General features: G+C 67.4%; 29 protein-coding genes. 12 read left to right on the top strand and 17 right to left on the bottom strand.

The window, feature by feature from the left end; genetic code table 11:
* Window position 1: 1 nt before the first annotated feature.
* Window positions 2-847: a BglII/BstYI family type II restriction endonuclease gene (locus TSH20_RS20025; RefSeq protein ID WP_109076373.1), complete on the top strand. Its 846-nt coding sequence runs from the start codon at window positions 2-4 to the stop codon at window positions 845-847.
* A gap of 31 nt (window positions 848-878) precedes the next feature.
* On the opposite strand, the gene TSH20_RS20020 is transcribed toward TSH20_RS20025, so the two are convergent.
* The 7 genes from TSH20_RS20020 to TSH20_RS19990 all read right to left on the bottom strand — a co-directional run bounded on the left by TSH20_RS20020 (window position 879) and on the right by TSH20_RS19990 (window position 7405).
* Entirely contained in the window at window positions 879-1610 is a 732-nt protein-coding gene (locus TSH20_RS20020; protein WP_247871406.1) for a LysE family translocator, read from the bottom strand.
* Window positions 1577-2473 (bottom strand): lauroyl acyltransferase, encoded by an 897-nt coding sequence (locus TSH20_RS20015; RefSeq protein ID WP_109076345.1) that lies wholly within the window; start codon window positions 2471-2473, stop codon window positions 1577-1579. Before TSH20_RS20015 ends, TSH20_RS20020 begins: the two co-directional genes overlap by 34 nt.
* Window positions 2457-3455 (bottom strand): tetraacyldisaccharide 4'-kinase, encoded by a 999-nt coding sequence (lpxK, locus tag TSH20_RS20010; protein WP_109076344.1) that lies wholly within the window; start codon window positions 3453-3455, stop codon window positions 2457-2459. Before lpxK ends, TSH20_RS20015 begins: the two co-directional genes overlap by 17 nt.
* A gap of 14 nt (window positions 3456-3469) precedes the next feature.
* A complete protein-coding gene (locus TSH20_RS20005) occupies window positions 3470-4756 on the bottom strand; it encodes a 3-deoxy-D-manno-octulosonic acid transferase (protein WP_109076372.1) in 1287 nt (428 codons plus the stop codon).
* A gap of 135 nt (window positions 4757-4891) precedes the next feature.
* Window positions 4892-5503 (bottom strand): LysE family translocator, encoded by a 612-nt coding sequence (locus TSH20_RS20000; RefSeq protein WP_109076343.1) that lies wholly within the window; start codon window positions 5501-5503, stop codon window positions 4892-4894.
* An 85-nt stretch (window positions 5504-5588) separates the two neighbouring features.
* A complete protein-coding gene (locus TSH20_RS19995; RefSeq protein WP_109076342.1) occupies window positions 5589-6587 on the bottom strand; it encodes a glycosyltransferase family 1 protein in 999 nt (332 codons plus the stop codon).
* Complete coding sequence (locus TSH20_RS19990; protein WP_109076371.1) at window positions 6584-7405, bottom strand: UDP-2,3-diacylglucosamine diphosphatase; 822 nt, start codon at window positions 7403-7405, stop codon at window positions 6584-6586. The genes TSH20_RS19995 and TSH20_RS19990 overlap by 4 nt, the downstream gene beginning before the upstream one ends.
* A gap of 220 nt (window positions 7406-7625) precedes the next feature.
* On the opposite strand from TSH20_RS19990, the gene TSH20_RS19985 reads away from it, so the two are divergent.
* Window positions 7626-8591 carry a YegS/Rv2252/BmrU family lipid kinase gene (locus tag TSH20_RS19985; RefSeq protein ID WP_109076341.1) on the top strand — a complete coding sequence of 322 codons (966 nt, stop codon included), beginning with the start codon at window positions 7626-7628 and terminating at the stop codon, window positions 8589-8591.
* 7 nt (window positions 8592-8598) lie between these two features.
* Here TSH20_RS19985 and TSH20_RS19980 read toward each other — a convergent pair whose 3' ends face one another.
* The 4 genes from TSH20_RS19980 to TSH20_RS19965 form a co-directional block, all read right to left on the bottom strand.
* Window positions 8599-9231, bottom strand: coding sequence for a DNA-3-methyladenine glycosylase (locus TSH20_RS19980; protein ID WP_109076340.1), 633 nt, complete (start codon window positions 9229-9231; stop codon window positions 8599-8601).
* A gap of 31 nt (window positions 9232-9262) precedes the next feature.
* A complete protein-coding gene (gene purS, locus TSH20_RS19975; protein WP_014246942.1) occupies window positions 9263-9505 on the bottom strand; it encodes a phosphoribosylformylglycinamidine synthase subunit PurS in 243 nt (80 codons plus the stop codon).
* 54 nt (window positions 9506-9559) lie between these two features.
* Entirely contained in the window at window positions 9560-10324 is a 765-nt protein-coding gene (gene purC, locus TSH20_RS19970; protein WP_042697247.1) for a phosphoribosylaminoimidazolesuccinocarboxamide synthase, read from the bottom strand.
* 344 nt (window positions 10325-10668) lie between these two features.
* On the bottom strand, window positions 10669-11442 hold the full coding sequence (locus TSH20_RS19965) for an NRDE family protein (RefSeq protein WP_109076339.1): 774 nt from the start codon (window positions 11440-11442) through the stop codon (window positions 10669-10671).
* A 161-nt stretch (window positions 11443-11603) separates the two neighbouring features.
* On the opposite strand from TSH20_RS19965, the gene TSH20_RS19960 reads away from it, so the two are divergent.
* Window positions 11604-11924, top strand: a complete 321-nt coding sequence (locus TSH20_RS19960) for a DUF1476 domain-containing protein (RefSeq protein ID WP_109076338.1) — start codon at window positions 11604-11606, stop codon at window positions 11922-11924.
* Between the two features lie 62 nt (window positions 11925-11986).
* Here the strand turns inward: TSH20_RS19960 and TSH20_RS19955 are convergent, their stop codons facing one another.
* Entirely contained in the window at window positions 11987-12853 is an 867-nt protein-coding gene (locus tag TSH20_RS19955) for an N-formylglutamate amidohydrolase (protein WP_109076337.1), read from the bottom strand.
* Window positions 12854-13120: 267 nt separating this feature from the next.
* On the opposite strand from TSH20_RS19955, the gene TSH20_RS19950 reads away from it, so the two are divergent.
* On the top strand, window positions 13121-14074 hold the full coding sequence (locus TSH20_RS19950) for a succinylglutamate desuccinylase/aspartoacylase family protein (protein WP_109076336.1): 954 nt from the start codon (window positions 13121-13123) through the stop codon (window positions 14072-14074).
* Window positions 14075-14296: 222 nt separating this feature from the next.
* Here TSH20_RS19950 and TSH20_RS19945 read toward each other — a convergent pair whose 3' ends face one another.
* Window positions 14297-14818, bottom strand: a complete 522-nt coding sequence (locus TSH20_RS19945) for a CreA family protein (RefSeq protein ID WP_109076335.1) — start codon at window positions 14816-14818, stop codon at window positions 14297-14299.
* 125 nt (window positions 14819-14943) lie between these two features.
* Here TSH20_RS19945 and TSH20_RS19940 point away from each other — a divergent pair, with 125 nt between their 5' ends.
* Window positions 14944-16089, top strand: a complete 1146-nt coding sequence (locus tag TSH20_RS19940; protein WP_109076334.1) for an AI-2E family transporter — start codon at window positions 14944-14946, stop codon at window positions 16087-16089.
* A gap of 16 nt (window positions 16090-16105) precedes the next feature.
* On the opposite strand, the gene TSH20_RS19935 is transcribed toward TSH20_RS19940, so the two are convergent.
* Window positions 16106-17119, bottom strand: a complete 1014-nt coding sequence (locus TSH20_RS19935) for a DUF6352 family protein (RefSeq protein ID WP_109076333.1) — start codon at window positions 17117-17119, stop codon at window positions 16106-16108.
* A 72-nt stretch (window positions 17120-17191) separates the two neighbouring features.
* On the bottom strand, window positions 17192-18199 hold the full coding sequence (locus TSH20_RS19930) for an alpha/beta hydrolase (RefSeq protein ID WP_247871407.1): 1008 nt from the start codon (window positions 18197-18199) through the stop codon (window positions 17192-17194).
* Window positions 18200-18368: 169 nt separating this feature from the next.
* Between TSH20_RS19930 and TSH20_RS19925 the strand changes: the two genes are divergently transcribed.
* The 5 genes from TSH20_RS19925 to TSH20_RS19910 all read left to right on the top strand — a co-directional run bounded on the left by TSH20_RS19925 (window position 18369) and on the right by TSH20_RS19910 (window position 22449).
* Entirely contained in the window at window positions 18369-18944 is a 576-nt protein-coding gene (locus tag TSH20_RS19925; RefSeq protein ID WP_109076332.1) for a septal ring lytic transglycosylase RlpA family protein, read from the top strand.
* Window positions 18945-19407: 463 nt separating this feature from the next.
* Window positions 19408-19857: a MaoC family dehydratase gene (locus TSH20_RS19920; RefSeq protein WP_109076331.1), complete on the top strand. Its 450-nt coding sequence runs from the start codon at window positions 19408-19410 to the stop codon at window positions 19855-19857.
* A 142-nt stretch (window positions 19858-19999) separates the two neighbouring features.
* Window positions 20000-20941, top strand: a complete 942-nt coding sequence (locus TSH20_RS19915; protein ID WP_109076330.1) for a bifunctional riboflavin kinase/FAD synthetase — start codon at window positions 20000-20002, stop codon at window positions 20939-20941.
* 16 nt (window positions 20942-20957) lie between these two features.
* Window positions 20958-21134 (top strand): hypothetical protein, encoded by a 177-nt coding sequence (locus tag TSH20_RS35325; RefSeq protein ID WP_167393315.1) that lies wholly within the window; start codon window positions 20958-20960, stop codon window positions 21132-21134.
* 112 nt (window positions 21135-21246) lie between these two features.
* Window positions 21247-22449, top strand: a complete 1203-nt coding sequence (locus TSH20_RS19910) for a multidrug effflux MFS transporter (RefSeq protein WP_109076329.1) — start codon at window positions 21247-21249, stop codon at window positions 22447-22449.
* On the opposite strand, the gene TSH20_RS19905 is transcribed toward TSH20_RS19910, so the two are convergent.
* Window positions 22415-22987: an MgtC/SapB family protein gene (locus tag TSH20_RS19905; protein ID WP_109076328.1), complete on the bottom strand. Its 573-nt coding sequence runs from the start codon at window positions 22985-22987 to the stop codon at window positions 22415-22417. The two genes, TSH20_RS19910 and TSH20_RS19905, sit on opposite strands and share 35 nt — an antisense overlap.
* Window positions 22988-23425: 438 nt before the next feature.
* Between TSH20_RS19905 and TSH20_RS19900 the strand changes: the two genes are divergently transcribed.
* Window positions 23426-24562, top strand: a complete 1137-nt coding sequence (locus TSH20_RS19900; RefSeq protein ID WP_109076327.1) for a type III PLP-dependent enzyme — start codon at window positions 23426-23428, stop codon at window positions 24560-24562.
* 213 nt (window positions 24563-24775) lie between these two features.
* Here TSH20_RS19900 and TSH20_RS19895 read toward each other — a convergent pair whose 3' ends face one another.
* The gene (locus tag TSH20_RS19895) at window positions 24776-24988 is read right to left on the bottom strand and encodes a DUF1127 domain-containing protein (protein WP_109076326.1); all 213 of its coding nucleotides are present in this window, start codon (window positions 24986-24988) and stop codon (window positions 24776-24778) included.
* 313 nt (window positions 24989-25301) lie between these two features.
* On the opposite strand from TSH20_RS19895, the gene TSH20_RS19890 reads away from it, so the two are divergent.
* A complete protein-coding gene (locus TSH20_RS19890; RefSeq protein WP_109076325.1) occupies window positions 25302-26015 on the top strand; it encodes an HAD family hydrolase in 714 nt (237 codons plus the stop codon).
* Window positions 26016-26018 lie beyond the last annotated feature (3 nt).

Here is a 26018-nt window from a genome sequence, read left to right as displayed (position 1 = left end):
CATGAATTTGCTTGCCTGCATCCACGACAAGGCCCCGTTGATCGAAGCGCGGGATCCCGACCTGGGCGACCTGTTCCCGCCGGGCTTCCTCGACCTGTACGAGGTGCACAGCTACCGCAACGCCGCGCGCATCCTGGCCTATGCCTGCACGGGCGAGTTCCGCGAGATCACCGAACGGCTGATGGAGTTCCGCATCCGCACCGAGGACATCGTGGCGTCGGGCGGCAACAAGTCGCAGATCGCCAAGACGATGGAGCGGATGCTGAACCCGCTGGGCTGGAACGAGACGCGCATCCGCGGCGACCTGTTCATCACCAAGATGATCGTGACCCACGAGGAAAAGCGCCGCGTCGCCGGCAAGAACCGTGGCCAGACCGTGACCGAGCAGCGCCAGCGCGAGGAGCTGTACAAGGTCAACGGCTTCATCGACGGGCACAAGATCGACTTCGTGAAGGAGCGCGTGTCCTTCGACCTGGAATGGAACAGCAAGGACCAGACCTTCGACCGCGATCTCTACGCCGCCCGCACCTTCTATGAATGCGGCATCATCAATGCCGGCGTGCTGCTGACCCGCAGCGCCGAACTGATCCCGCTGTTCACCGAGGTGGCGCGGCGGGTGGAGATGAAGAACTTCCAGAACAAATACGGCGCCAGCACCACCTGGATGAAGAAACTGCTCTACCGCCTGGACGCCGGCCGCGGCGGCGGCTGCCCGGTGCTGGCGCTCGGCATCCGCCCGGCGGTGGTGTCGGATTTCGAGGAATGGAAGGACAGCCACCCGATCGTCCGCCAGACGGCCACCTTCGACGTCGACACCGGGGCGGAGGATGAGGACGATCTGTGGTGAGGGTGGGACTGCGGTGTGTCCCCACCAACTCTCACGCAAACTTGCGGTCGGTCAGCAGCAGGCGCACCGCGAAGCCCAGGAACAGAACGCCGGCGATGCCGTCCATCGCCGTCCGCACCCGCGGGCTGGACAGCACCCGCCGCGCGGCTCCGGCGCTGAGTGCCGCGATGCCGACCAGATAGATGCCGCCCAGCACCGAGATGATGTTGCCGAGAATGAAGGTCTGCAGCGCCACATGGCCCAGGTCGGGGGCGATGAACTGCGGCACGAAGGCCAGTTGGAACAGGATGATCTTCGGGTTCAGCAGGTTGGTCAGCAGCGCCTGGACGAAGACACGGCCCGCAGGCGCCGGGGCCGGAGCCTCAACCACGACCGCGGGCTCGGCGCCGCGGCTGGCCCAGACGCTCCACAGCGACCGCAAGCCGATCCAGGCGAGATAGGCGCCGCCGGCATAACGCAGCAGGTCGAACAGCGATGCCGACGCCGCGATAAGGGCGGAGATCCCGGCGGCGGCCAGCAGGGAATGGACGGTGTTGCCGACACAGATGCCCACCGTCGCCACCACCCCGGCCTGCCGGCCGTCGGCGATGCTGCGGGTCAGCACCAGAAGCGAGTCCGGTCCCGGCGCCAGAACCAGGACGCAGACGGCGACCATATAGAGTTGCAGCAGATGGAGGTCGAGCGGCAGGGCCATCGCGGGCGAACCTTGAAGGACGGTGGGGCGGGCGTTCAATCCGGCCAGCGGCGGTGAATCCACAGCCATTGCGCCGGCCTGTCGCGGATCCAATCCTCCAACAGACGGTTCAGCCGTTCCATCAGAATTCGCGCATCCGCATTGCGGTCGCCGCTGGTCGGGTATTCCTCCGGCGGCAGGACGGTGATGCGGAAATGCGCGCCCTCCAGCCGCTCGGTCCGCGTTGGACACAGCGGCAATTGCATCTTCATGCCCAGCACGGCGGCGGCCGGCGCGGTCATGGCGTCGCGGCCGAAGAAGGGGACGGGAATGCCGTCATTCATCTTCTGGTCGATCAGCATGCCGACATGGCCGCCCTTGGTCAGGTAACGAAGCAGGATTCTGGCCCCCTCCGGTCCCTTGGGGATCTGAGTGCCGGTCGCCGCTCCGCGCAGCTTCACCAGCAAATCACCGACGATCGGGTTGTTGGGCGCGCGATAGACCACCCCCAAATCCAGCCCGTGCATGCGGGCGGCGACCGATTGAACCTCCCAGTTCGCCAGATGGCCGGAGACCAGGATGCCGGCCTTGCCGTCCTCGCGCAGCGCATTGACATATTCGACGCCGACCACTTCGGTGCGTTCGCGGCCGATCTGCTCCAGATGCGGGTATTCGGCGATGGTGCGGCCCAGATTGTCCCACATGCCGCGCAGGATCGCGTCGATTTCCGCCCTGCCCTTCTCCGGAAAGGCCCGCGTCAGGTTGCGCCGCGCGCGGGCGCTGTTGGGCAGCCACGGCCCCACCGTCCGTCCGATCCAGCCGCCGAGCGCCGAGGCCCGGTCGAGGGGCAGCACCCGGAACAGCCAGCAGACGGTGTGGACAAGCGCCGCCTCCACCGGATAGCCGATCCGGCGCGTCAGCCATTTCTGCAGCGGACTACGCGGCTTGGCCATCGGGGCTTCCCTTCAGCAACACGTAGGTCAAAAGCATGGAGAGCGCCCGCTCGTCGGCCCAGCGCACCGACACCGGCAGGATGGCGACCTGCGCCCGCAGGTCCGGCGGCAGGCGCACGGCATCCTTGGCGGTGGTGACAGGCACGGCGCCCAGCGCCGCGGCACGATCGACCAGGGCCGCGACCTCGGCCGCTCGGTAGGGGTGGTGGTCGGCGAAGGGCACCCGCCCGACCACGCGGGCGCCGAGCGCCTCCAGCGTGGCGAAGAACTTCTCCGGCCGGCCGATGCCGGCGAAGGCCAGGACGTCGCGTCCGGCCAGCAGGGCGGCGGCCTCGGGTTCGGGCTCCAGCCGCGCCGCCAGCACCGGCCGCACGCCGGCCAGCGCCGCCAGACCGTGGCGGTCCTCGCCCAGGATCACCAGCGCGTCGGCGCGCGCAAGGCCGTCGGCCACCCGTTCCCGCAGCGGTCCCGCCGGCACCAGCCGGCCGTTGCCGAATCCGACGGCGCCGTCGGCGACGATCAGCGCCAGATCCTTGTGCAGGGCCGGGTTCTGGAACCCGTCATCCATGACGATGGCCCCTGCCCCGGCAGCGACCGCGCACTCCGCCCCCGCCAGCCGGTCGCGCGCCACCCAACAGGGAGCGGCCCCGGCCAGCAGCAGCGCCTCGTCACCGACATCGGCGGCGCCATGGCGGCCGGGATCGACCGCCAGCGGACCGGCCTCCCGCCCGCCATGGCCGCGGGTCAGCGCATGGACGGCGATCCCGCGAGCCTGCAGCGCCGCGATCAGCGCCAGCCCGACCGGTGTCTTGCCGGCACCGCCAGCCACCAGATTGCCGACACAGGCAACCGGAACGCCGACCCGGCGCGGAACGGTCCCGGCAAGGCGCCGCCGTCCGGCCAGCCCATAGAGCGCCCCCAGCGGCGCCAGCAGGGTCGAGGCAAGGCCGGGCGGCCGATACCAGAAGGCGGGGGTCTTCACGGCTCCGCGTCCCCTCAGGCAGCGGTCCGGATGCCGGCGGCGCCCAGCACCGGGGACAGCGCCCCCAGCGCCCGGTCAATGATCCGCCGGTTGTCCGCCATCACCCGAGCCGCCCCCGCGACGATGCGTTCGCGCGCCCGGTCGTCGGTCAGCAGCCGCCGGGCCTCGCGGGTCAGCGCATCGCCGTCCGCAACCGGCAGGGCGCCGCCGGCGGCCTCCAGCATGTGGGTGATCTCGCCGAAATTGAACATGTGCGGGCCGTACAGCACCGCGCAGCCCAACTGCGCCGGCTCCACCGGGTTCTGGCCGCCATGGGGGATGAAGGAGCCGCCCATGCACACCACCGGCGCGGCACGGTAGAACAGCCCCAATTCGCCCATGGTGTCGGCGATGTAGACGGCATGCTCCGGCCCCGGCAGCAGGTGCCCGGCCGTGCGCTGCAGAACCGCCAAACCGCGCGCCCGCATCAACTCGGCGATGGCGTCGCCACGATGGGCATGACGCGGTGCGATGACCGTCAGCAGGCCGGGCAGAGCCGGGGCCAGCGCGGCATGGACCGCCGCGGCGATCTCGTCCTCCCCCGGGTGGGAGCTGGCGAGCAGCCAGACAGGCCGGCCGGCCAGGGCAGCGCGCAGCGGCTCCATCGCGTCGGATGCGGCGGGAGGCGGCTCGGCGGAAAATTTCAGGTTGCCGACGCTGGCGACGCCGGAGGCGCCCAGCCGGCGCAGCCGCTCCGCATCGCCTTCGGTCTGGGCCAGCGTGACCTGGAAGGTGGACAGCAAGCCGCCGATCAGACCGGGCGCGTTGCGCCAGCGGGAAAAGCTGCGTTCGGACATGCGGGCGTTGACCAGCGCGGCCGGGATCGAGCGGGCGCGGATGCCGGCCAGCAGGTTCGGCCAGATCTCCGATTCCGTCCACAGCACCGCGTCGGGCCGCCAATGGTCGAGGAAGCGATCGACGGCGTCCGGCAAATCGACCGGCACATATTGATGGATGGCGCGCTCCGGCAGCCGCCGCCCCATCAGCTCGGCCGAGGTGACGGTGCCGGTGGTCATCAGCACGGTCAGGTCGGGTGCGCTGTCCAGCAGCCGGCCGATCAGCACCAGGACCGAATTCGCCTCCCCCACGCTGGCCGCGTGGATCCAGGCCAGCGGACCGTCCGGCCGGGCGCGCGAGGCCATGCCGAACCGCTCCGCCTGACGGGCGGGGTCTTCCTTGCCGGCGGCGCGGCGGCGGTCGAGATAGAGGCGCACCGCCGGCCCGGCGACGGTCGTCAGGCCACGGTAGAGGGATTGCAGCATCAAGGCCCGGAACTGGAAACGTACGACAACGGGCGCGTTGCCGGTCCCCCTGATACGGACAACCGGCGACGCGCCCGGCGGCACCTTAGCACGCGGCAACCATTCCGTAACAGGGGACGGTGCGATGGAGCTCCCTCACCGCTCCGCCAGCGCCAGCTTGGCGCCCAGCGCCGCGAAGGCGGCAGCGAAGCTGCGGCGCATCCAGGCAATCACCCGCGGGCGGGAGACCACTTGATCGCGCACCGCGGCGGCGAACAGGCCGTAGACGACGAAGACCGCGAAGGTCAGCGCCATGAACACGCCGCTGAGTTCCAGCATGCGGGCGAGCGGCTGCGGGTCGGCGTCGCTGACGAACTGCGGCAGGAAGGCCAGGAAGAAGATCGACAGCTTCGGGTTCAGCACATTGACCAGCACCGCCCGCAGGATCATCCGCCCGGCGGAGTGCTTCGTCCCGTCCGCCTCGACGCTCAGCGACCCTTGCTCCTTCAGCGTCGCCCACGCCATGTAGAGCAGATAGAGCACGCCCAGGATCTTCAGCCCCTGGAACGCCACCGCGCTGGTGTGCATCAGGGCGGCCAGTCCCAGCACCGCCGCCGCCATGTGCGGCACGATCCCCAACGTGCAGCCGAAGGCCGTCACCGCGCTGGCGCGCGCGCCCTGCGACAACCCTGCCGCCAGCGTCAGCAGCACCCCGGTTCCGGGCGAGGCGACGACGATCAGGGAGGTGATGAGGAAGTCGGGGGTCATGGCCGGGAACCTCGCGCGGGAGTGATGATCCGGCGAAATGGAACCATGGCACCCGATCTTCGCCAAGCGGAATGCGGTCCCCCGCTTACGTAAACGGCCGCAGGTTCGACAGGAACTGTTCGGCCGAGCGGCGCCAGGAATAGCCCAGCGCATAGTCCCGGCAGGTCTGCGCCGGGATCGCCAGCGCGCCTTCGACCGCCCGCTTCAAATCTTCGTCCAGGCAGCCGGCACCGGAGCCGTCGACCACGTCCAGCGGGCCCGGCACCGGGTAGGCCGCCACCGGCACGCCGGAGGCCAACGCCTCCAGCAACACCAGCCCGAAGGTGTCGGTGCGCGACGGGAAGACGAAGACGTCGGCGGCGGCGTAATGCTTGGCCAGTTCCTCGCCATGCTTGGCGCCGACCCAATGGACGCCGGGGTATTTGCGCTGCAACTCCTCCCGCGCCGGGCCGTCGCCGACCACCACCTTGGTGCCGGGCAGGTCGAGGCGCAGGAAATCCTCCAGGTTCTTTTCCACCGCGACGCGGCCGACATACATCGACACCGGGCGCGGCAGATCGAGGAAATCCTTGTCGCGGGGCCGGAACAGCTCGGTATCGACGCCGCGGGTCCAGCGGCGGATGTTGGCGAAACCGCGGTGCGTCAGCGCGTCCTCGATGGTCTGGGTCGCCACCATCACCGCCGAGGACGGCTTGTGAAACCGGCGGACCACCGCATAGGACAAGGCCAACGGGATCGGTGCGCGGTCGCGCACATATTCGGGAAAGCGCGTGTGATAGGCGGTGGTGAAGGGCTTGCCATGCTTCAGGCAATAGGACCGCGCGGCGAAGCCCAGCGGCCCTTCGGTGGCGATGTGGATGCAGTCGGGCCGCATGCCCTCGATCATCGCCCACAGCCGCCGTTTCGCCCCCAGCGCCAGCCGGATTTCCGGATAGGTCGGCATCGGCAGGGTGCGGAAGCGGTCGGGACCGATCACCTCGACACTGTGCCCCATCGCCTCCAGCTCATCGCGCACGGTGCCGATGGTGCGCACGACGCCGTTCACCTGCGGGTGCCAGGCGTCGCTGACGATCAGGATGTTCACGCCGCTTCCCGTTCCTTCGCCGTCAGCTTGCCCGCACTGGGACCAGGGGCCGGCAGCCGCTGCGCCATGACCTCCGTCCAGTGGATGATCTCCAGCGCGCCGCTGTCGTGCTCGACCAAGGCGGTACAGGACTCGACCCAATCGCCGTCGTTGCAATAGAGGATTCCTTCGATATCGCGCATCTCGGCGGTGTGGATGTGGCCGCAGACGACGCCGTCGACCTTGCGACGGCGGGCTTCCTCGCCCAGGGCTTCTTCGTATTTTCCGATGAACTCGACCGCGGTCTTGGCCTTATGCTTCAGGTAGGCCGACAGCGACCAGTAATTGAAGCCCAGCCTGCGCCGGATCCAGTTGAACAGGGTGTTGACGTGCAGCAGCGTGACATAGGCGTGGTCGCCCAGCAGGGCCAGCCACTTGGCGTAGCGCACCACCGCGTCGAATTTGTCGCCGTGGGTGATCAGCAGGCGCCGGCCGTCGGCGGTGGTGTGGACCCATTCGTCCACCACATGCACCCCGCCGAACTGCAGGCCGACATAGTCGCGCGCCGCCTCGTCATGGTTGCCGGGGATGTAATAGACCTCCACACCCTTGCGGGCGCGGCGCATGATCTTCTGCACCACGTCATTGTGGGCCTGCGGCCAGTACCAGCTTTTCTTCAGCCGCCAGCCATCGACGATGTCGCCGACCAGGAACAGGTGATCCGATTCAGTGTGTTTCAGGAAATCGAGAAGCAGCTCCGCCTGACAGCCGCGCGTTCCCAGATGAACGTCGGATATCCAAATGCTGCGGTAGCGCTTGACCGCTGGGACGGCGTCCATCTTCCGCTCCGTCGTCGCCATGGCCGGTGGCCATCAAGACAACTGCCGTATAAAGGAAAGCGGCATACCTTGACAATGATTTGGAACACCCGCACCTATTCGCCACGGATATTTCTTATATCGTCATCTTCTTGCATCTTTACTGCAACGGAACCGCCGTGATCCCTTCACGGTTTTGCAACAGAAGGCGCCCCACGCGCCGGTCAGGGAGAGCGAATCGGTGCGCGACACGGTGCTGATGAACGAGGTTCCGGCGATTGATGGCGGCGGGGATGCGGCGGTCGATGTGCGGCGGCTTCTGGTGATCCACAACCCGACGGCCGGCGGGCGGCGGGCGCGGCGGCTGCGCGCGGTTGTCTCCCGGTTGGAGGCGCGCGGCCTGTCGGTCACCGTCAAGCCGACGGGCAAGCGCGGCGATGCCGAGGCCTTCGCCCGCGAGGCCGATCCCGCCGACGTCGATGCGGTGATTGCGGCCGGCGGCGACGGCACCATCAACGAGGTCATCAATGGACTGGCCGTTCATGCCGAAACGGGCCGGCCGCTGCCGCTCGGCATCGTGCCGATGGGCACCGCCAATGTGCTGGCGGCCGAACTGGGCCTGACGACCGACCCGGAGCGCATTGCCGCGGCGATTGCCGGCGGACGGCGGACGATGATCTGGCCGGCACAGGCCAACGGGCGCGTGTTTTCGCTGATGGCCGGGGTCGGGCTGGACGCGCGGGTGGTGGAGCGGGTCGATCCCAGGGTGAAGCGGCTGATCGGCAAGGGCGCCTATGTGGCCGAAACGCTGGTGCAGTTGGCGACCCGGCCGGACCACCGCTATCGGGTGACGCTGGACGACGGCCCGCCGCAGGAGGTGGCGTCGGTCATCGTCGCCAAGGGGCATTTCTACGGCGGCCGGTTCATCTGCGCGCCGGATGCGCGGCTGACCGCGCCGGAACTGCATGTCTGCCTGTTCCCGCGCGGCGGGCGGCTGAATGCGTTGCGCTATGTCTGGGGCGTCACCGCCGGGCGGCTGGCGCGCTTTCCGGAGTATCGCGTGGTGACGGCGAAGCGGGTGCGGATCGACGGGCCGGCGGATGACGGGCTGTTCGCCGACGCGGTGCAGGGCGACGGCGACGTGCTGGCGCGGCTGCCGGTGGAGATCACGCTGGCGGGGTGGCGGTTGCCGGTGCTGGCGGGGTGAGAGCCAATCACCGTGAGGGTGGCAGGCCCCTCGCCGCCCTCGCCTGCTCCTGCAGCGCGACGTAATGGTGCCAGACCAGCCGCGCAGCCAGCGAGCGGTAGGGCCGCCAGGGCTCCGCCACCTCGATCAGCTGCTTCGCCGTCGGCTTGTCGGCCCAGCCCTTCAGCCGCTGGACGCCGAGCTGGATCGCCAGATCGCCGATGGGCCAGATGTCCGGCCGGTCGAGCGTGGTCATCAGATAGACCTCGGCGCTCCAGCGGCCGATGCCCTTCAGCGCGACGAGCTGGGCGATCGCCTCTTCGTCGGGCAGGTCATGGATGACGTCGAAATCGAGCCGGCCGCTCGCCACCGCCTCGGCAAGGCCGCGGGCATAGCCGATCTTCTGGCGGGAGAAGCCGCAGGCGCGCAAATTCTCGTCGTCCAGCGCCAGGATGGCTTCAGGCGTAACGTCGCCGCCCAGCCGGTCCTGCAGCTTGGCCCACAAGGCCAGCGCCACCTTGGTGGAGAGCTGCTGCTCCATCACCATGCGCAGCAGGCCGACGAATCCGGTCGGCCGGGTGAAATCGCGGATCACCGGGCCGCCGACGCGCAAACATTCGGCAAAAATGGGGTCGAGCGCAGCCAGATGTTCAACGCTCATCGGCCGCGCTCCACTCCAGACAACCGTTAGATCAGGCCACCAGCTCGATGGCGTAGTCCTCGATCACGGTGTTGGCGAGCAGCTTGCTGCACATCGCCTCGACCTCTTTGCGGGCGGTCGCCTCGTCGGTGCTCTTGAGCTGCAGCTCAATCACCTTGCCGGCGCGGACGTCCTCGACGCCGTCGAAGCCCAGCGTGTGCAGCGCGTGCGCGATGGCCTTGCCCTGGGGGTCGAGAACGCCGCGCTTGAGGGTGACGTGAACCTTGGCCTTCATCGGATGTCCGCTCGCTTTGGGGTGTTGGTGGAGGGGGTGGTTATTGGATGGCAGTCACTGGATCGTCTTGGGGCCCTTGACGTCGCTCGGCCCGCCTTCCGGCAGGATGCCGAGGCGCCGCGCGACCTCCTGATAGGCTTCCTCGACGCGGCCCAGGTCCTGACGGAACCGGTCCTTGTCCAGCTTCTCGTTGGTCTTGACGTCCCACAGGCGGCAATTGTCGGGGCTGATCTCGTCCGCCAGGACGATCCGCATCTCCTCGTTCTCCCACAGCCGGCCGAATTCCAGCTTGAAATCCACCAGCTTGAGCCCGATGCCGAGGAAAAGGCCGGACAGATAGTCGTTCACGCGAAGCGACAGCGCGACCATGTCGTCGAGGTCCTGCGGAGCCGCCCAGCCGAAGGCGGTGATGTGCTCCTCGGAAACCATCGGATCGTTCAGCTCGTCCGACTTGTAGTAGTATTCGATGATCGACCGCGGCAGCGGCGTGCCTTCGGGAATGCCGAAGCGGCGCGACAGGCTGCCGGCGGCGACGTTGCGCACCACGACCTCGATCGGGATGATCTCGACCTCGCGCACCAGCTGCTCGCGCATGTTCAGGCGGCGCATGAAGTGCGTGGGCACGCCGATCTCGGACAGACGGCTCATCAGATACTCGGAGATGCGGTTGTTCAGCACCCCCTTGCCGGTGATGACGCCCTTCTTCTGGTTGTTGAAGGCGGTGGCGTCGTCCTTGAAGTATTGCACCAGGGTGCCCGGCTCCGGCCCTTCGAAGAGTACCTTGGCCTTGCCTTCGTAGATGCGCCGGCGTCGTGTCATCGCGTGATCGTCCAAATACGTAAGGACCGGTCAAGCGAGCTTGCCGGCCCAGGAATGTGCCAGAGTGATATAGCAAGCCGGGTGCACGAACACAACGACGGGGGCGGGAGGGCAGGATTGTGCGGTCGCTGATCCCGAAAGGCGCGGCGTCGGAGGCAAGATCTCCACGGATGTCACGGATTTGAACACGGATTTCACGGATGTGGCGTTCCGAAGCTGTGGACTGCCTGAAAAGCCGGACCGTCCGCAAGATCAAAAAAATCCGTGTAATCCGTGTCTAAATCCGTGACATCCGTGTCAATCTTGTCGGCCGGTATGTGCCTGACCCGGTTAGCCGCACTCTCTCACAGTTCCACCGGCGCATAGGGCACGGCATGCGGGCGGCCGGGGGCGAAGTGCCAGATCGGGTTCAGGTCGGGCCGCTCCACCCGCGGCACCGCCAGCAGGGAGCTGGACGAGGTGCCGAATCCGTTCGGCAGCAGGAAGTCCATGGCGCCGCGCTCGTCCGGCGTGCCTTCCCAGATGCGGCTGCCCATCAACTCCGGCCAGCCGCCCCAGGCGAAGGACTCCGCGTCGGAGACGTCCACGGCCGGTGGCACCGCATGCTCGAACAGCGGGCGATAGAAGGCGGTGCGCGGGTCCTGCGGGTCGTCCAGCTCGAAGGCGGTCAGCATGTGGACGCCGGCGGGGATCGACGACACCTCCGGCCGGTGGCGCGGGTTGGCGCCGCGATGGACGACCAGATAGGCGTCGCGGTTGTCGGCGATCACCAGATTGAAGGGGCGATAGGCACGGATGTCGAGGTCCGCGAAGCTGCGCGCGGCATCGGCGGCGTCGGCATGGTCCAGCGCGTCCAGCACCAGTTCGCCGCGCGACCGCTTGCCGGCCTCCGGCCCCAGCGTGCCGAAGCGGTTGAGGATGACCGCCACCACCCCCTCGTCGTTCAGCCCCATCCAGGAGCCGCCGGCCAGTTCGTCCAGCCCGGCGACCACGTTCGGGCGGTCGGGCCAGTGGCGGGCGGGGGGAAGCCAGGGGCGCCCTGTCATCTCGTCACGGTTTCCGGCGACGACCAGCGGCCAGGTTGCGTCGGGTCGCCGCAGGAGGATCACGCTGCACATGCGATGCCTTGTCTTTTGTGGTGCCCAAGGGTATCCCGCCGCCCCGAGGAAACTCTGCAGAATATCCGCGGCTGCGACGCGGCGGGACAGTGACGACAACCGCTTCCGGGCTATATAATCATTGGAAACGGGAGCGAAACCAATAAGGAGCCTGGGTCCCCATGACGACCTTCGACGACCGCGAAAAGGCTTTTGAGAACAAGTTCCAGCACGACGCGGACCTGCTCTTCCGCATCCGCGCCCGGCGCGACCGTCTGGCCGGCGAATGGGCCGCCGACCTGATGGGGCTGTCCGGGGCGGAGGCCGAGGCCTATGCGCGCCAGATCGTGGACACCGACATCGCCACCGCCGGCCCGCACGACATCCGGGACAAGCTGTGCGCCGACCTGAACGCCCGCGGAGTCGACATCTCCGAACACCGGGTGGAAAAGCAGATGGCGCATTTCCTGGACATCGCGCGCGAGCATGTGACTCAGGGCTGATCCGGGGAGCCTGAGCCCGCCTCACGCGGAACCGCCGCCGCAACGGCCGTGCGGCGGGACGCCTACTCCGCGGCCCGGTGCAGGAGGCGCTGCCCGGCATAGTCGGCGATGCGGCGGATCAGCATGTCGATCTCGCCCTTCAGCCGGACGAAGCCGTCGTGGCGTTCCAGCGTCTCCTCGTTCATGTAGAGGCGGCGGTTGATCTCAAGCTGGATCGAATGACGGCCGCGCGCCGGATCGCCATAGCGCGCCAACAATTCCACCCCCTTGTACGGATCGTTGATCGCCACGCGATGGCCGAAGCCGCGCAGGGTCTCCGCCACCAGCCGGACGAATCCGGGCTCGCTGGTGGTGCCGTCACGGTCGCCGATGACGAAATCCACCGCCAGCGGGTCGCGCCCGTCCGGCCGCAGCGACGACGGCATGGAATGGCAGTTGACGTGCCACACCGCGCCGAACCGGGCCGCCAAGCCATCCAGCGCAAGCCGCATCTGGGCATGGTAGGGACGGTAATAGCGGTCGATTCGGTCGGCCACCGCCGCCGCCGGCAGCTTCCCGTCATAGAGCGGCACGCCCGGCCGCAGCATGCTGCGGATCAGCCCCATGCCCAGCGTGCTGCGCGGAGTCGGGCGTAGCGGCATCGGCAACTCGCCGTCGATCAGCGCCGGGTCGATGTCGTCGACAGCGCGGTTCACGTCGATGCAGGTGCGGGGAAACAGCGCGCACAGCAGGGTGGCGCCATGGTCGGGCGCCGTGGCGAACAGCTCCTCCACATGGCTGTCCTCGCCCTGGCGCAGCAGGGGATGCGGACAGATCACCCGGAAATCGGCGGGATAGACGCTGCCGCTGTGCGGCGAATCGAACAGCACCGGAAGGCGCTCGCCCACCGGGTCGTTGCGGACAAGAACGTCATCGATCACGAAGCTCATCGACCGGCCCCAACCAGACGACAGGATGAAAACAACCGCCAGTTCAATTGCCGCAAGGTCAACCGCCGCCCTGATTGATCAGGCGGATCCTATAACCCAAGCGTCAAGCCTCAGTCGACGGCAATTCGTCATGATCCTGCCATGCTGCCGCAACATCGCACAGCGCGCATCAGCCAAAAAAACCGCCCTACCCAACCGGCCCACACTGGCGCGGAGTCGCTTGGTCCGCCATACTGTTCGGAGCGCCCACCGCTGGCGAGCTGCCGCTTGACCGACCCGCTCTTCGCCCCCGTCGAACTCACCCCGCCGGACATCGCGCCCCACCGGCGTGGCAACACCGGCATCGACCACGTCACCAGCCTGTCGGCGGCGGAGCCGGGGCCGCATGTGGTGCTGAACGCGCTCGTCCACGGCAACGAGCTGTGCGGCGCCATCGCCCTGGATGCGCTGCTGCGGATGGGTCTGCGGCCGACGCGCGGACGGCTGACCTTCGTCTTCGCCAACACCGCCGCCTATGCCACCTTCGACCGCCAGAACCCTTATGCCTCGCGCTATCTGGACGAGGATTTCAACCGGCTGTGGTCGCCGGAACATCTGGACGGCCGGCGCGACAGCGTGGAGCTTCGCCGCGCCCGCGTCCTGCGCCCGGTCTACGAGTCGGCGGACCTGCTGCTCGACCTGCATTCGATGACGGCGGACACCGCGCCGCTGACCCTGTGCGGCCGGACCACGCGCGGGCGCGACTTGGCGCTCGGACTCGGCTATCCGGCCTGGGTGGTGGCGGACGGCGGCCATGCCGGGGGCAAGCGGCTGATCGATTACGGCAGCTTCGCCGAGCCGGAGGGATCGCACACTGCGATCCTGGTCGAATGCGGCCAGCATTGGCGGACCGAGACGGCGACGGTCGCGCTGGAAAGCTGTCTGCGCCTGCTTCTCGGCCTGGAGATGATCGATCCACCGATGAACGGTCCCCGCCTGCGCCCACGCAGCGATCCGCAGCGGGTGGTCGAGGTCACCGACGCCGTCACCGCCTCCACCGAGCGGTTCCGCTTCACCGCCCCCTTCGTCGGCATGGAGGTGATCGGCCGCGCCGGCACCGTCATCGGCTGGGACGACACGCGCGCGATCCTGACGCCCCATGACGACTGCGTCCTCATCATGCCCGCCCGCCGGGTGAAAGCCGGCCAGACGGCGGTGCGGCTGGGGCGGATCGTCGGGTGAGGTTGGTCGATCCTTACGGTGTCGTTGGTATGCGGACAAGATCTCCACGGATGTCACGGATTAAAACACAGATTTCACGAATGTGGCGTCCCTGAAGCTGCGCTTTCGGGATCAACCGGAGCGCCCGGAAGATAAGAAAAATCCGTGTAATCCGTGTCTAAATCCGTGACATCCGTGTAAATCTTGCCCCCAGCTCAACGCCCTCGCAAGTCGCCCGCGCCCTCATTTCGCCGGCTTGCCCTTCGTCCAGGTCGCATTCGCGCTGAACAGCGGAACGGTGGAGATCGAGGTCTTGGCCGAGGCGTCCTTCACCTGTCGGCTGTACACCACATAAACCATCGTGTCGTTCGGCCGGTCGTAGATGCGGCGAATGGCGATCGACTTGAAAATCAGGCTCTTCCGTTCGGAGAAGACCTCCTCCCCCTTCTGCGACAACTCGATGTCACCGACGGTCACCGGCCCGGTCTGACGGCAGGCGATGGAGGCGTTGGACGGGTCCTCGAACCAGTTGCCCTTGCTCAGCCGGTCGATCAGGCTGCGGTCGAAATCGACCAGATGGCAGGTGATTCCCTTCACCTTGGGATCCTCGATCGCCTGGATCTCCAACCCGTTGCCGGTCCAGTCGTTGGAGAAGCGGCCGACCACCTCGTCGGCCGCCGCCGTACGCAGCGGGAGCGCGGCGGTCAGCAGGCCCAGAACCAAAAGGCCGGCGGAAGCGTTCATCAGGGGAAACGGACTGCGCATCTCGATCGGGTCTCCGGCAAGGACGGGCGGGGACCGCAGGGTGGGCGGCCCGGAAAAACACTCCCCTAGATCGGAGGGTCGGGCGCCGCCGTCAAGCGCCTGCCTCCGGAGGTCCGGCCACCGCGATGACAGACCGCAGCCCGCTCGCCTCGCTTCCCCCCGCCCCCGAGGCTCCGCTTGCCGGCACGCCGGAACCGGCGACCGAACCCTTGCCCTCACCCGGCCACCGCCGCGATCCGATGACCATCGCCGTCGTCGGCCTGTTCGTCATCGCCGTTCTGTTCGCGCTCTATTTCGGACGCGACGTGCTGCTGCCGATCATGCTGGCGCTGATCCTCAGCTTCCTTCTGCGACCGCTGGTCCGCGCCCTCTACCGCGTCGGGGTGCCCGAGGGGCTCGGCGCCGCCGTCATGGTCGTCATGCTGTTCGGCGGTGTGCTGCTGGCGGTCTATACCCTGTCCACCCCGGCGGCGGAGTGGGTGAACCGCATGCCGCGGGTCCTGCATGAGTTGGAATTCAAGCTGGGCGACATCCGCGCCGGCATCGACCGCGCCCGCGAAGCCTCCCGCCAGATCGAGGAGATCACCAAGGAAACCGGCGAGGCAGGGCCGGTGCGCGAAGTGGTGGTGCGCGGTCCGACCCTGATGGAACAGGCGGTCAGCCAGGTCGAATCGGTTCTCGCCAATGTCGTGATCCTGCTGGTGCTGCTCTATTTCTTCCTCGCCCGCGGCCGCCATTCGTTGGAGTCGCTGATCGGCACCATGCGCAACGTCGATGACCGCGTGCATTACGCGATGGTCGCGGCGACGCTGCAGCAGAACATCGCCGCCTATCTGCTGACCATCACCGTCATCAATGCGGTGCTGGGTCTGGCGACCGGGCTGGTGATGTGGATGTGGGGGCTGCCGAACCCGGCGCTGTGGGGAGTGATGGTGGCGCTGGCCAACTACATCCCCTTCATCGGCCCGGCGGTGATGACCGGCGTGTTCTTCCTGGTATCGGTCCTGACCTTCGACAGCCTCGGCACCATCATCCTGCCGCCGCTGTCCTTCGTGGCGCTGACCACGCTGGAGGGCAATTTCCTGACGCCGATGATCGTCGGCCGCCGGCTGTCGCTGAACCCCATCGCGGTGTTCGTGTCGATCCTGTTCTGGGGCTGGCTGTGGGGCATTCCCGGCGCGCTGCTGGCCGTACCGATCCTGGCGATCCTGAAGATCCTGTTCGACGCGCACGAACCGCTGAAGCCGGTGGGTGCGCTGCTGGGGGATTGAGGAGGCCGCCGCCCCCTCACGCCACCGAAGCCAGCGGCAGATTGACCAGCAGGTTCTGCGGCTTGAGCTTCAGCCGCCGTCCTTCCGTCATCGCCAGCCCCAGATAGACCGGCCGGCCGGCGAGATCGGGGCGCATGGCGGCGGGATCGGCAAAGTCCAGGCGGAACAGGGCGAGGATGCGGGCCAGCCGGTCCTCCCCCACCTCCACGCCATTGTACAGGTCGTTGAGGATCGCGGTGGCGGAACTGTCGAGCCCGACATGCCAGACCCAGCGGTCGTCGCGGATGTTCTGCACCGGCTGGATGCTGACCGTCACGCCCAGGAAATGCCCGACCCAGGCCTCCAGCACGCGGGCCAGCGCGTCCAGCCCGGCCGCGGCGAATGTGATGTCCAGCACGGTGTCGTGACGGGCGTCGCGGCCCCAATAGAGCGGATGGTTGGTCTCGTCCAGGATGTCCAGTTCGACGCTGCGGGGAGCGGTGCCGGCCTCCACCACCAGACGGCCGAGCGAACCGAAGCCGCCGGACGCCGCCATTGTCTCCACCGTCTCGGCATCGGCGACGCGGACGCGGCCGTCCTCCACCGACACCGTCTGTTCGCGGAAGAACAGCTCCCCCGCCCGCGCCCGCAGGCCGGACGGCGTTTCATCCAGGATGCCGCGCAGGATGGCGTGGACCAGCTGGTCGATGAACAGGGCGGGCACCCCGCGGGCACCCTCGCGGAACAGGCGGATGTAGCAGCCTTCCAGCGTTCCGGCCGCGAGCAGCCGGTCGCGGAAGGCCAACCAGACCTGGAAATTCTCCCGCGCATCCGGGTCGGCGATGGCGTCGAGCAGCGGCGCGGGCACCATCCGCGCCGGATCGTCCAGCAAGGCGGCGTGCAGCGTGCGCTCGGCATCGCAGGCTTCCTCCGGCGGCCGCATCTCCGGCCGGAGCAGGTAGGCGCGCAGGAAATCGGGCGTCACCGCCAGATGGTTGTCGGCATCGCGGGTCAACAGGTGGAAACCGGACGCCGTCCAGAAATCGGTCATGCTGCTGGGCACCTTTGGTCCTGAAGGCACCTATCCGACGACAGAGCCGCCGGCCGGCGCAAGAGTCTTGTGCTAAAGGGTCCTGTCGAGAAAGGCGTCGATGTCCGCCCACACCCGGTCGCGGATGGCGTCGCATTCCATCAGCAGTTCGTGCCGCGCCCCGGGATAGTCGGCAAGATGGGCGTTGCCGAGGCGGGCGACCACCGCGCGGTGCGCCGCCGCCCGCACCACCCGGTCGTCCGGCGCGCTCAACAGCAGCACCGGCGTGCGCACCCGCTCCAGCGGCAGGGTATGGCGCAGCGCATCCTCCGCATCCAGGGCGGCGGCGACCCAGGCGAAGCTGACGCCGCCGACGCGCAGTTCCGGCCGCTCGGCATAGGGGCCGTGGAAGGCGGCGTAGCGCCGCGGATCGGCGGTGATCTTGTTGTCCAGGCTGAAGCGCCCCTCCGCCGGGTCGTAGTCGCCCTGCCCCAGCGCATAGCGGGCACCCAGGCCGCAGGCGAGCCCGACGTCGGCCAGCACCCGGACCAGCCAGCGCGGCAGCGGCCCGCTGTGGATGGCGTACATCGGCGCCGACAGCAGGACGGCGGCATAGCGGTCGGGATCATCGTCGGCATGGCGGGCCAGCGCCAGCGTCGCCACAAGCCCGCCCATGGAATGGGCCAGCAGGATCAGCGGCCCGCCCGTCTTCGCGGCGACCGGTGCCACCACCTGCCGATGAACCTCGTCGAGATCGTCCACCAGCGTCGCGAAGTCGGTCAGATGGTGGATCTGCCGGTTGGGCAAGGGCCGGTCGGACAGGCCCTGATTGCGCCAATCCAACGCCACGACGCGGAAGCCGCGGGCGGCCAGCGCCTCCGCGGTTTCGGCATATTTCTCGATGAACTCCGCCCGGCCGGTCAGCACCAGCGCCGTGCCGCGAACCCGCTCCGGCACCGGCCAGACGGCGACGCGCAGCTTGGCCCCATCGGGCATCGCGACGAAGCGCATCTCCACGGAACCGGAGGCCGGGTCGGCAGCGGTTCCGCCGGCGGGCTTCGCCGCAAATTCGGATGCAGTCCAAGCGGCATCATCGGCCATGCTTTCTCCCCTGACCGTTGTGTTGCAGACCGGAAGAGCGCCCGGATGGGCCACCCATTTCGAATTCGTCAAGATATAGAAAACCAGAAATAGTAGCGATGTCTTGTGTCGGCTGCGAGAGGGAACTCTTTTCCTTGAATGCCGTTGGTCCGCCGTTGGAGGTGAACCGATGAAGACAACACGCATCATCGTCCTGGCGATTGCCGCCGCGACCCTGAGTGGGACTGCCGTCCCTGCGCTGGCGAATGGAAAGGCCAAGGTTCCGCCCGTGCATGTCGAGCATGAGGATGGCGAGGAGATCCTCGTCCACAAGGGGGAAGCGTCCTTCTACAGCCAGAAATTCCATGGCCGCACCACCGCGAGCGGCGAAACGATGAACCAGAACAAGGCGACAGCCGCCTCGCGCACCCTGCCGCTGGGCGCCAAGGCGACCGTCACGAATGAGGAGAACGGCAAGAGCGTCGACGTCATCGTCAACGACCGCGGCCCTTATGTCGATGGTCGCGTGATCGACCTGTCGCGGTCTGCCGCCAAGAAGCTGGACATGATCGACGACGGCACCGCGCCGGTGACGGTGGAGGTCAAGCCGTCGGAGCAGCCGACCGAAGCCGCCCGCGAAAAGGTGGAGGACAAGGTGGACCAACTCACCCCCGACAGCCAGGTCGCCCAGGGGGACACCCGCCGAAACGGCAGCAGCGGGGGAAGCAAAAGCGACACAGTGTCGCACTCCGGGTCCGGCAAGTAATGCTGCGGCGCGGCGAAGACGGCTTCCGATTCGCCGCGCCCGCTGCCGGATTTCCGTTCAATCCCCGAACCAACAGTCACCGGATGGTCAGGCCTCTGAAAAGAAACGGGCTTCACCGGCAGGGCACCATCTGGCGACGGCAAAGTCGCACCAGCGGTCCGCAGCCGGCCCAAGGCGGTAAATTTTACCGTTAAGCCACTGATCCGGCACCATTCCCCTTGCTATACCTTTGATCCGAAGTAATCCGCCGGCACCTCGACGGCTTCCATTGCGTCGAAGCCTGCCGAACGGGGCAGCCGCCTTTCCTGCGGACTTGTGCGGAACGTTAGAGATTTTTTTGCATTTTTGGAGGAGACGTGGTGCCATTCCCCTCGCTGCGGCGCACACCACGCATTGCAGCGAACGGCGCGGCGCCCAGCGTCAGACGCCGGAACAGGCACCGAGAGAAAGAGGAATTGCTGCGATGGACGACGTGCGTCAGGTCCGCAAGGATATCGAAGGCTACTGCATCGAAGACCTGTCCGTCGGCATGACGGCCAGCTTCGCCAAGACGGTGACGGAGGCCGACATCGTCCTGTTCGCGGGCATTTCCGGTGACACCAACCCGGTCCACATCAACCAGGAATACGCCGCCACCACCATGTTCCAGGGCCGTATCGCCCACGGCATGCTGACGGTCGGCTTCATTTCGGCCGTGCTGGGCACCAAGCTGCCGGGGCCGGGCTGCATCTACATGAGCCAGACGCTGAAGTTCAAGGCGCCGGTCCGCGCCGGCGACACCGTCACCGCCCGCGCCACCATCACCGAACTGATCCCGGAAAAGCGCCGTTGCGTCATCAAGACCGTCTGCACCGTCGGCGAGACCGTGGTGGTCGAGGGCGAGGCGCTGCTGATGGTCCCCTCTCGCGGTTGATTGGCCGCGGCCAGCACTCCGGCCAATCGGCCTGCTTGGGAGCGTAAAACACGCCGGCGCGTTTACCCCGCGCCGGCGTCGGTCTATATAGACGCCCGAGCAAGCGGACCCGCCGGGGTCCGCCCACAGCACCGGGGCGCGCATGCGACTGTACAGACACACCGCCGACCTGCCGGCCGAAGAGCGGGGCGCCGTCGTTGCGCTCGGCAATTTCGACGGCGTGCACCGCGGGCATCAGACGGTCATCGGCACCGCCCAGCGCCTTGCGGCGGAAATGGGCGTGCCTTCGGCCGTCGTCACCTTCGAACCGCATCCGCGCAGCGTCTTCCGCCCCGACGACCCGCCCTTCCGCCTGACGCCCTTCCGCGTCAAGACCCGCCACATCGAAGCGCTGGGCGTCGACCAGTTGATCGTCTGCCATTTCGATGACAGCTTCCGCCACAAGACCGCGCAGGCCTTCGTCGACGAGGTTCTGATCGGCGGGCTGGGCGTGCGGCACGTCGTCTGCGGCTATGACTTCCTGTTCGGGCATAAACGGTCGGGCGATCCCGCCTTTCTGCTGAAGGCCGGGCGCGCCCAGGGATTTGGCGTGACGGAGGTCGGGCCGGTGTCCGACGAGCAGGGCGGCGTCTATTCCTCCACCCGCGTGCGCGATGCGCTGACCGCCGGCCGGCCGCGCGAGGCCGCCTTCGTTCTGGGCCATTCCTGGGAAATCGAGGGGCGCGTCGTCCATGGCGACCAGCGCGGCCGCACCATCGGTTTCCCCACAGCCAACATCGAGCTGGGCGAGTATCTGCGCCCGGCCTTCGGCGTCTATGCGGTGCGCGCCGGCATCGACCGCGCCGGCGAGACCGTCTGGCTGCCGGGCGTCGCCAACCTCGGCGCCCGCCCCACCGTCGACGGCACGGTCGCCCGGCTGGAGGCCCACCTGTTCGACGTCGACCTTGACCTGTACGATCTGCATCTGCGGGTCCAGATGATCGACTTCCTGCGGCCGGAGATGAAGTTCCCCAGCTTCGACGTGCTGAAGGACCAGATCGTGAAGGACGCCGTCGCCGCCCGCGCCGTGCTGGCGGCCGGCTGACCGGAGGGCGTGCAGGATGGAGCGCGTGTTGATGCTGCTGTTCATGCTGAACCAGGGCGGCCCGACCACGCTGGATTTCGCCAGCATGGAGCAATGCAAGGCGGCCGAGCCGATCATCATCCAGAATTACCGCGAGATGACCGGCAACACCGTGCTGGCGCGCTGCATCCGCATGGTGCTGCCGGCCAAGTGACCGGGCCCAAGCGATTGGACCAAGCGACGAGATGGCAAGCGATCCACGCTGGCGGCGGTGGTTTCATCTGATACAGTGCCGCCCCGTTTCCGCTTCGCTTCAAAGCCGTTCCATGCCCCGTCCCGATTCCCTGTCCATCCGCGTCCTGCTGACGGCATTGGTCGCCTTCGGCCCGCTGTCCACCGACCTGTACCTGCCGTCGCTGCCGACTCTGGTGCGGGTGTTCGACACCGATGTCGCCACGGTGCAGCTGACGCTGTCGATCTTCCTGGTCGGCTTCGCGGTGTCGCAGCTGGTCTATGGCCCGATGTCCGACCGCTTCGGCCGGCGCCCGACCCTGATGGTGGGGGTGGCGATCTATCTGGCGGCCAGCGCCGTCTGCGCCATGACCAGCAGCATCGACGCGCTGATCGCCGCCCGCTTCTTCCAGGCTCTGGGCGCCTGCTGCGGCCCGGTGGTGGCGCGCGCGGTGGTGCGCGACGTGTTCGGGCGCGACCGGGCGGCGACGGTGCTGGCCTATATGTCGATGGCGATGGCGCTCGCCCCGGCGGTGGGGCCGATGCTGGGCGGCGTCCTGACGGAGTGGTTCGGCTGGCGCGCCAACTTCATGCTGTTGACCGTCTTCGCCTGCGGCATCCTGGCCGCAGTGTGGTCGATGCTGGGCGAAACCAACGCCCACCGCGACGAGGAGGCGCTGCGGCCGGGCCGGCTCGCCGCCAACTACCTGCTCCTGCTGCGCAACCGCGGCTTCGTCGGCTATGTGCTGGTGGTGGCCTTTTCCTACAGCGGCATCTTCTCCTTCATCTCCGGCTCGTCCTTCGTGCTGATCGAGCAGTTGCACCTGACCCCGGCGCAGTATGGCGCCAGCTTCGGCGCGGTGGTTCTGGGCTACATGCTGGGCACCTTCCTGGCCGGGCGGCTGACGCCGCGGCTGGGCGGCGCGCGGATGATCCGCATCGGGACGCTGCTGTCGCTGGGCGGCGGGCTGGTGGGCGGGGTGCTGGCGCTGGCCGGGGTGCTGCACCTGCTGGCCATCGTGGTGCCGGTCTTCCTGTTCATCCTGGGCGCCGGGCTGACCCTGCCCAACGCCACCGCCAATGCGGTCGGCCCCTACCCCACCATGGCCGGACTGGCGTCTTCGCTGCTGGGCTTCGCGCAGATGGCCATCGCCGCGGTCGTCGGCATCGTCGTCGGCCACCTGAACGACGGCTCCGCCCTGCCGATGATGGGGGCCATCGGGCTGGTCGGGCTGGGCGCGCTGCTGGCGCACCGGCTGCTGGTCATCCCCGCGGCGCGTGGCGGGCGATCCGCCTGATCCGGCCCTGGCGGGAGGTGGAGCGACGCCGCTCCCGCGCCCTGCCGTCGCCATCCTCCGAATTCGCCCCGGCCTCCGACGCTCCCAACTGCGGGAAGCGGTCCATCAGGATGGTGAACAGGATGGTCACCATCAGGCACAGGGCCAGCGTCATGCCGGCAAGCGTGTAATAGCCGGCGCCGCAGGCGATGCCCAGTCCACCCGCCACCCAGATGACCGCGGCGGTCGTCGCCCCCCGCACGCTGTCACCGGATCGGAACATCACGCCGGCACTGATGAAGCCGACCGCCTGCGCCACGCCCTGGATGACACGCACCGGGTCGCTCGGCCGCTCGTCGCCGCTGGTCTGCAGGCCGGCGAACAGCTCCAACGCAACCATGGTGGTCAGGGCGCAGCTGATGGAGATCAGCGTATGCGTGCGTAGCCCTGCCGCTTTGCCCCGCATTTCGCGGTCGAGTCCAAGCAACGCACCGCAAAAGGCCGCCGCCAGCAGCCGCAACCCCATCTCCTCCGTTGTCAGAACCTCGGTCAAGCCCATGAAATCACTCCGGTTTTTCCGCCTGCCAAACGGTCTGCCACTTTTTTGGGGCACACGGCATTTTTCACTTTGCATTCGATCGCGTTGGATCTATGTAACGCGAACTCGCAAGCGCACGTGCCGCTGGCCCGCCCCTCGGCGTCTCCGAGATGTGGTTATGCAACGACGTAACGCGTGATCCCCGACCGTCCCTTAAACAAGGCGGCGACTTGGAGGTTACGATGGTTGATGTTGTTGTGGGTGGGCGCGTGCTCACCCGTCTCCGAAATCTGCCGCTCCTGGACCATACGGACAGAACAGGGTTCTGTACGGGGCAATCCAGTATTGGCGGCCTGAGCGCCTGATCAGCTTTTTCAGTTGCTGATCGGCCCGCCCGGCCGCTCCGTCCCCCCGACTTCGCCCTTTCCGTTCCATCATCTTGCGTCCCAGGAGACTGAGATGACCCAGAAGATTGCGCGCTTTTTCGAAGAGCAGCGCCCGCAGACCCCTTGCCTCGTCATCGATCTGGACGTGGTCGAGCAGAACTACAACGATCTGCACGACGCCCTGCCCGACGCCCGCATCTTCTATGCGGTGAAGGCGAACCCGGCCGCGGAGATCCTCAGCCTGCTGGCCCGTCTCGGCTCCGCCTTCGACTGCGCCTCGGTCCCGGAGATCCAGATGGCGCTGGCCGCTGGCGCCACCCCGGAGCGCATTTCCTTCGGCAACACCATCAAGAAGGAAAGCGACATCCGCCGCGCCTATGAACTGGGCGTGCGCCTGTTCGCCTTCGACAGCGAGCCGGAACTGGAGAAGATCGAGCGCGCCGCCCCCGGCGCCCGCGTGTTCTGCCGCATCCTGACCTCGGGCGAGGGCGCCGAATGGCCGCTGTCGCGCAAGTTCGGCTGCGACCTGCCGATGGCCCGCGACCTGCTGCTGAAGGCCCGCGACATGGACGTGCAGCCCTATGGCGTGTCCTTCCATGTCGGCTCGCAGCAGAAGGACCTGATGCAGTGGGACCACGCCATCTTCCAGGTGGCGCAGCTGTTCCGCGAGCTTGAGGTGCTGGGCGTCGACCTGGGCATGATCAACCTGGGCGGCGGCTTCCCCACCCGCTACCGCACCGACGTGCCGGAATGCACCGCCTATGGCCAGGCGATCTTCGACTCGCTGCGCACCCACTTCGGCAACCACCTGCCGGAGACCATCGTGGAGCCGGGTCGCGGCATGGTCGGCAGCGCTGGCATCATCGAGAGCGAAGTGGTCCTGGTGTCGCGCAAGTCGGCCGAGGATCCCAAGCGCTGGGTCTATCTGGACATCGGCAAGTTCGGTGGTCTGGCCGAGACGATGGACGAGGCGATCCAGTACCCGATCGAGGTGCTGGGCGATGAGCAGGAAGACGACCGCGAGGCGGTCATCCTGGCCGGCCCGACTTGCGACAGCGCCGACGTGCTGTACGAGCGTGCCGACTACAAGATGCCGATGGGGCTGAAGGCCGGCGACCGCGTGCGCATCCATGCCACCGGCGCCTACACCACGACCTACTCGGCCGTCTGCTTCAACGGCTTCGCGCCGCTGCACCACTACTGCATCTGAGGAGACGGCAGGGCGACACCCTGCCCGTCCCGGATTCGGTCCAAGAAAAAGCCCGCCTGCCGGTTTCACCGGCGGCGGGTTTTTCTTTTCCGGCAGCCGCTTTTCTATGCAGCCTGACTTTTGGACACGCCAAGCACCGGACAAAGAAAAAGGCCGTTTCCGATCAACGGAAACGGCCTTTTCCGGTGCGTTCGCCGGCCGGCGTGCAAGCGCTCATTCGCGCCAGAACGGCTTCGACATCTCGCGCTCGGCATCCAGACGGCTGAAACCGATGTCCTGGAGCATACGGTCGTCCAGATAGCCCAGCTCGCGGCGGGTCACGATGCGCTGGCGCCACAGGCCCAGCATGTTCGACGCCACTTCGACGACATGGGCAAAGGTGGAGGTGCTGCGGCCGGTCTCGGCCGAATGCAGAAGGGTTGCCATGATGGAGATTCCTGAGATGTCTTGTTATGGAGGGTCCGCCGGTCGGCGATCACGTCCTCCTTGTGTGGAAATATAATTACGCTTCTTCGAGCCATGTTGCCACCCCCGACGGCAACATGCCCGCTTTGCAGGCAGCGAAGAACTCGCCATGGAATGTCACCGATCTGTGGCAAAAGCGTCATTGCGGATACTTACGGTTCGCTACCCTGACAATAATGACCCCCTGCATCGACAGCCCCTGGACAAGGCCGACCTACTTGGGCGATGTATTGTTTTACTTACGAATCAATTCAGCGGACCAGTGGATAGGTTCATGAACAGCCCCATTACCCCCGCCGGCCAGACCTTCGACACCATCGGCTTCGATGGCGACGACACGCTCTGGCACAATGAATCGCTGTTTTCGATGACGCAGGACCGCTTCCGCAGCCTGCTGGCTCATGCTGCGGACCCTACCGACCTCGACCGCCGCCTGCTGGAAGCGGAGCGGGCGAACCTCCGCGTCTATGGCTACGGCATCAAGGGCTTCGTGCTGTCGATGATCGAGACGGCGATTGCCGTCACCGACGGCCATGTCCCTGCCCGCGACCTGCAGAGCCTGATCGACTTCGGCAAGGCGATGCTGGAGCATCCGGTGGAACTGCTGCCCGGCGTGGCGGAGGTGGTGGAGACGCTGGCCGGCCGCCACCGGCTGGTTCTGATCACCAAGGGCGACCTGTTCGACCAGGAAAGCAAGATCGCGCGCTCCGGCCTGTCGGAGCTGTTCCACGCGGTGGAGATCGTCAGCGAGAAGGACCCGGCCACCTACCGGCGCGTGATGGACCGCCACGGCATCGATCCGGCCCGTTTCCTGATGGTCGGCAATTCGGTACGCTCGGACATCCTGCCGGTGCTGGCCACCGGTGCCCACGCCGTCCACATCCCCTATGCCATTACCTGGGCGCATGAGGAGGCGGAGGTGCCGGACGATCACTACCGCCGGCTGGACTCGATCCGCGACCTGCCGGCGCTGCTGGCCGACTGGTGAGAA

The sequence above is a fragment of the Azospirillum sp. TSH20 genome (assembly GCF_003115935.1).
Taxonomy (GTDB): domain Bacteria; phylum Pseudomonadota; class Alphaproteobacteria; order Azospirillales; family Azospirillaceae; genus Azospirillum.
The sequence above is the reverse complement of the archived record's forward strand: the minus strand, read 5'-3'. Positions and strand labels throughout refer to the sequence as shown.

Bases quoted from the DNA above. Each gene is read 5' to 3' on its own strand.
- TSH20_RS19925 (WP_109076332.1), top strand. From the start codon at position 18,369: ATGAAGACAACACGCATCATCGTCCTGGCGATTGCCGCCGCGACCCTG.
- TSH20_RS19915 (WP_109076330.1), top strand. From the start codon at position 20,000: ATGCGACTGTACAGACACACCGCCGACCTGCCGGCCGAAGAGCGGGGC.
- TSH20_RS19960 (WP_109076338.1), top strand. From the start codon at position 11,604: ATGACGACCTTCGACGACCGCGAAAAGGCTTTTGAGAACAAGTTCCAG.
- TSH20_RS19905 (WP_109076328.1), bottom strand. From the start codon at position 22,987: ATGGGCTTGACCGAGGTTCTGACAACGGAGGAGATGGGGTTGCGGCTG.
- TSH20_RS19930 (WP_247871407.1), bottom strand. From the start codon at position 18,199: ATGGCCGATGATGCCGCTTGGACTGCATCCGAATTTGCGGCGAAGCCC.
- TSH20_RS19920 (WP_109076331.1), top strand. From the start codon at position 19,408: ATGGACGACGTGCGTCAGGTCCGCAAGGATATCGAAGGCTACTGCATC.
- TSH20_RS19945 (WP_109076335.1), bottom strand. From the start codon at position 14,818: ATGCGCAGTCCGTTTCCCCTGATGAACGCTTCCGCCGGCCTTTTGGTT.
- TSH20_RS19965 (WP_109076339.1), bottom strand. From the start codon at position 11,442: ATGTGCAGCGTGATCCTCCTGCGGCGACCCGACGCAACCTGGCCGCTG.
- TSH20_RS19935 (WP_109076333.1), bottom strand. From the start codon at position 17,119: ATGACCGATTTCTGGACGGCGTCCGGTTTCCACCTGTTGACCCGCGAT.
- TSH20_RS19955 (WP_109076337.1), bottom strand. From the start codon at position 12,853: ATGAGCTTCGTGATCGATGACGTTCTTGTCCGCAACGACCCGGTGGGC.
- TSH20_RS20000 (WP_109076343.1), bottom strand. From the start codon at position 5,503: ATGACCCCCGACTTCCTCATCACCTCCCTGATCGTCGTCGCCTCGCCC.
- purS (WP_014246942.1), bottom strand. From the start codon at position 9,505: ATGAAGGCCAAGGTTCACGTCACCCTCAAGCGCGGCGTTCTCGACCCC.
- TSH20_RS19890 (WP_109076325.1), top strand. From the start codon at position 25,302: ATGAACAGCCCCATTACCCCCGCCGGCCAGACCTTCGACACCATCGGC.
- TSH20_RS19990 (WP_109076371.1), bottom strand. From the start codon at position 7,405: ATGGACGCCGTCCCAGCGGTCAAGCGCTACCGCAGCATTTGGATATCC.
- TSH20_RS19895 (WP_109076326.1), bottom strand. From the start codon at position 24,988: ATGGCAACCCTTCTGCATTCGGCCGAGACCGGCCGCAGCACCTCCACC.
- TSH20_RS19910 (WP_109076329.1), top strand. From the start codon at position 21,247: ATGCCCCGTCCCGATTCCCTGTCCATCCGCGTCCTGCTGACGGCATTG.
- TSH20_RS19900 (WP_109076327.1), top strand. From the start codon at position 23,426: ATGACCCAGAAGATTGCGCGCTTTTTCGAAGAGCAGCGCCCGCAGACC.
- TSH20_RS20025 (WP_109076373.1), top strand. From the start codon at position 2: ATGAATTTGCTTGCCTGCATCCACGACAAGGCCCCGTTGATCGAAGCG.
- TSH20_RS20005 (WP_109076372.1), bottom strand. From the start codon at position 4,756: ATGCTGCAATCCCTCTACCGTGGCCTGACGACCGTCGCCGGGCCGGCG.
- TSH20_RS19980 (WP_109076340.1), bottom strand. From the start codon at position 9,231: ATGAGCGTTGAACATCTGGCTGCGCTCGACCCCATTTTTGCCGAATGT.
- purC (WP_042697247.1), bottom strand. From the start codon at position 10,324: ATGACACGACGCCGGCGCATCTACGAAGGCAAGGCCAAGGTACTCTTC.
- TSH20_RS19940 (WP_109076334.1), top strand. From the start codon at position 14,944: ATGACAGACCGCAGCCCGCTCGCCTCGCTTCCCCCCGCCCCCGAGGCT.
- TSH20_RS20020 (WP_247871406.1), bottom strand. From the start codon at position 1,610: ATGGCTGTGGATTCACCGCCGCTGGCCGGATTGAACGCCCGCCCCACC.
- TSH20_RS35325 (WP_167393315.1), top strand. From the start codon at position 20,958: ATGGAGCGCGTGTTGATGCTGCTGTTCATGCTGAACCAGGGCGGCCCG.
- TSH20_RS20015 (WP_109076345.1), bottom strand. From the start codon at position 2,473: ATGGCCAAGCCGCGTAGTCCGCTGCAGAAATGGCTGACGCGCCGGATC.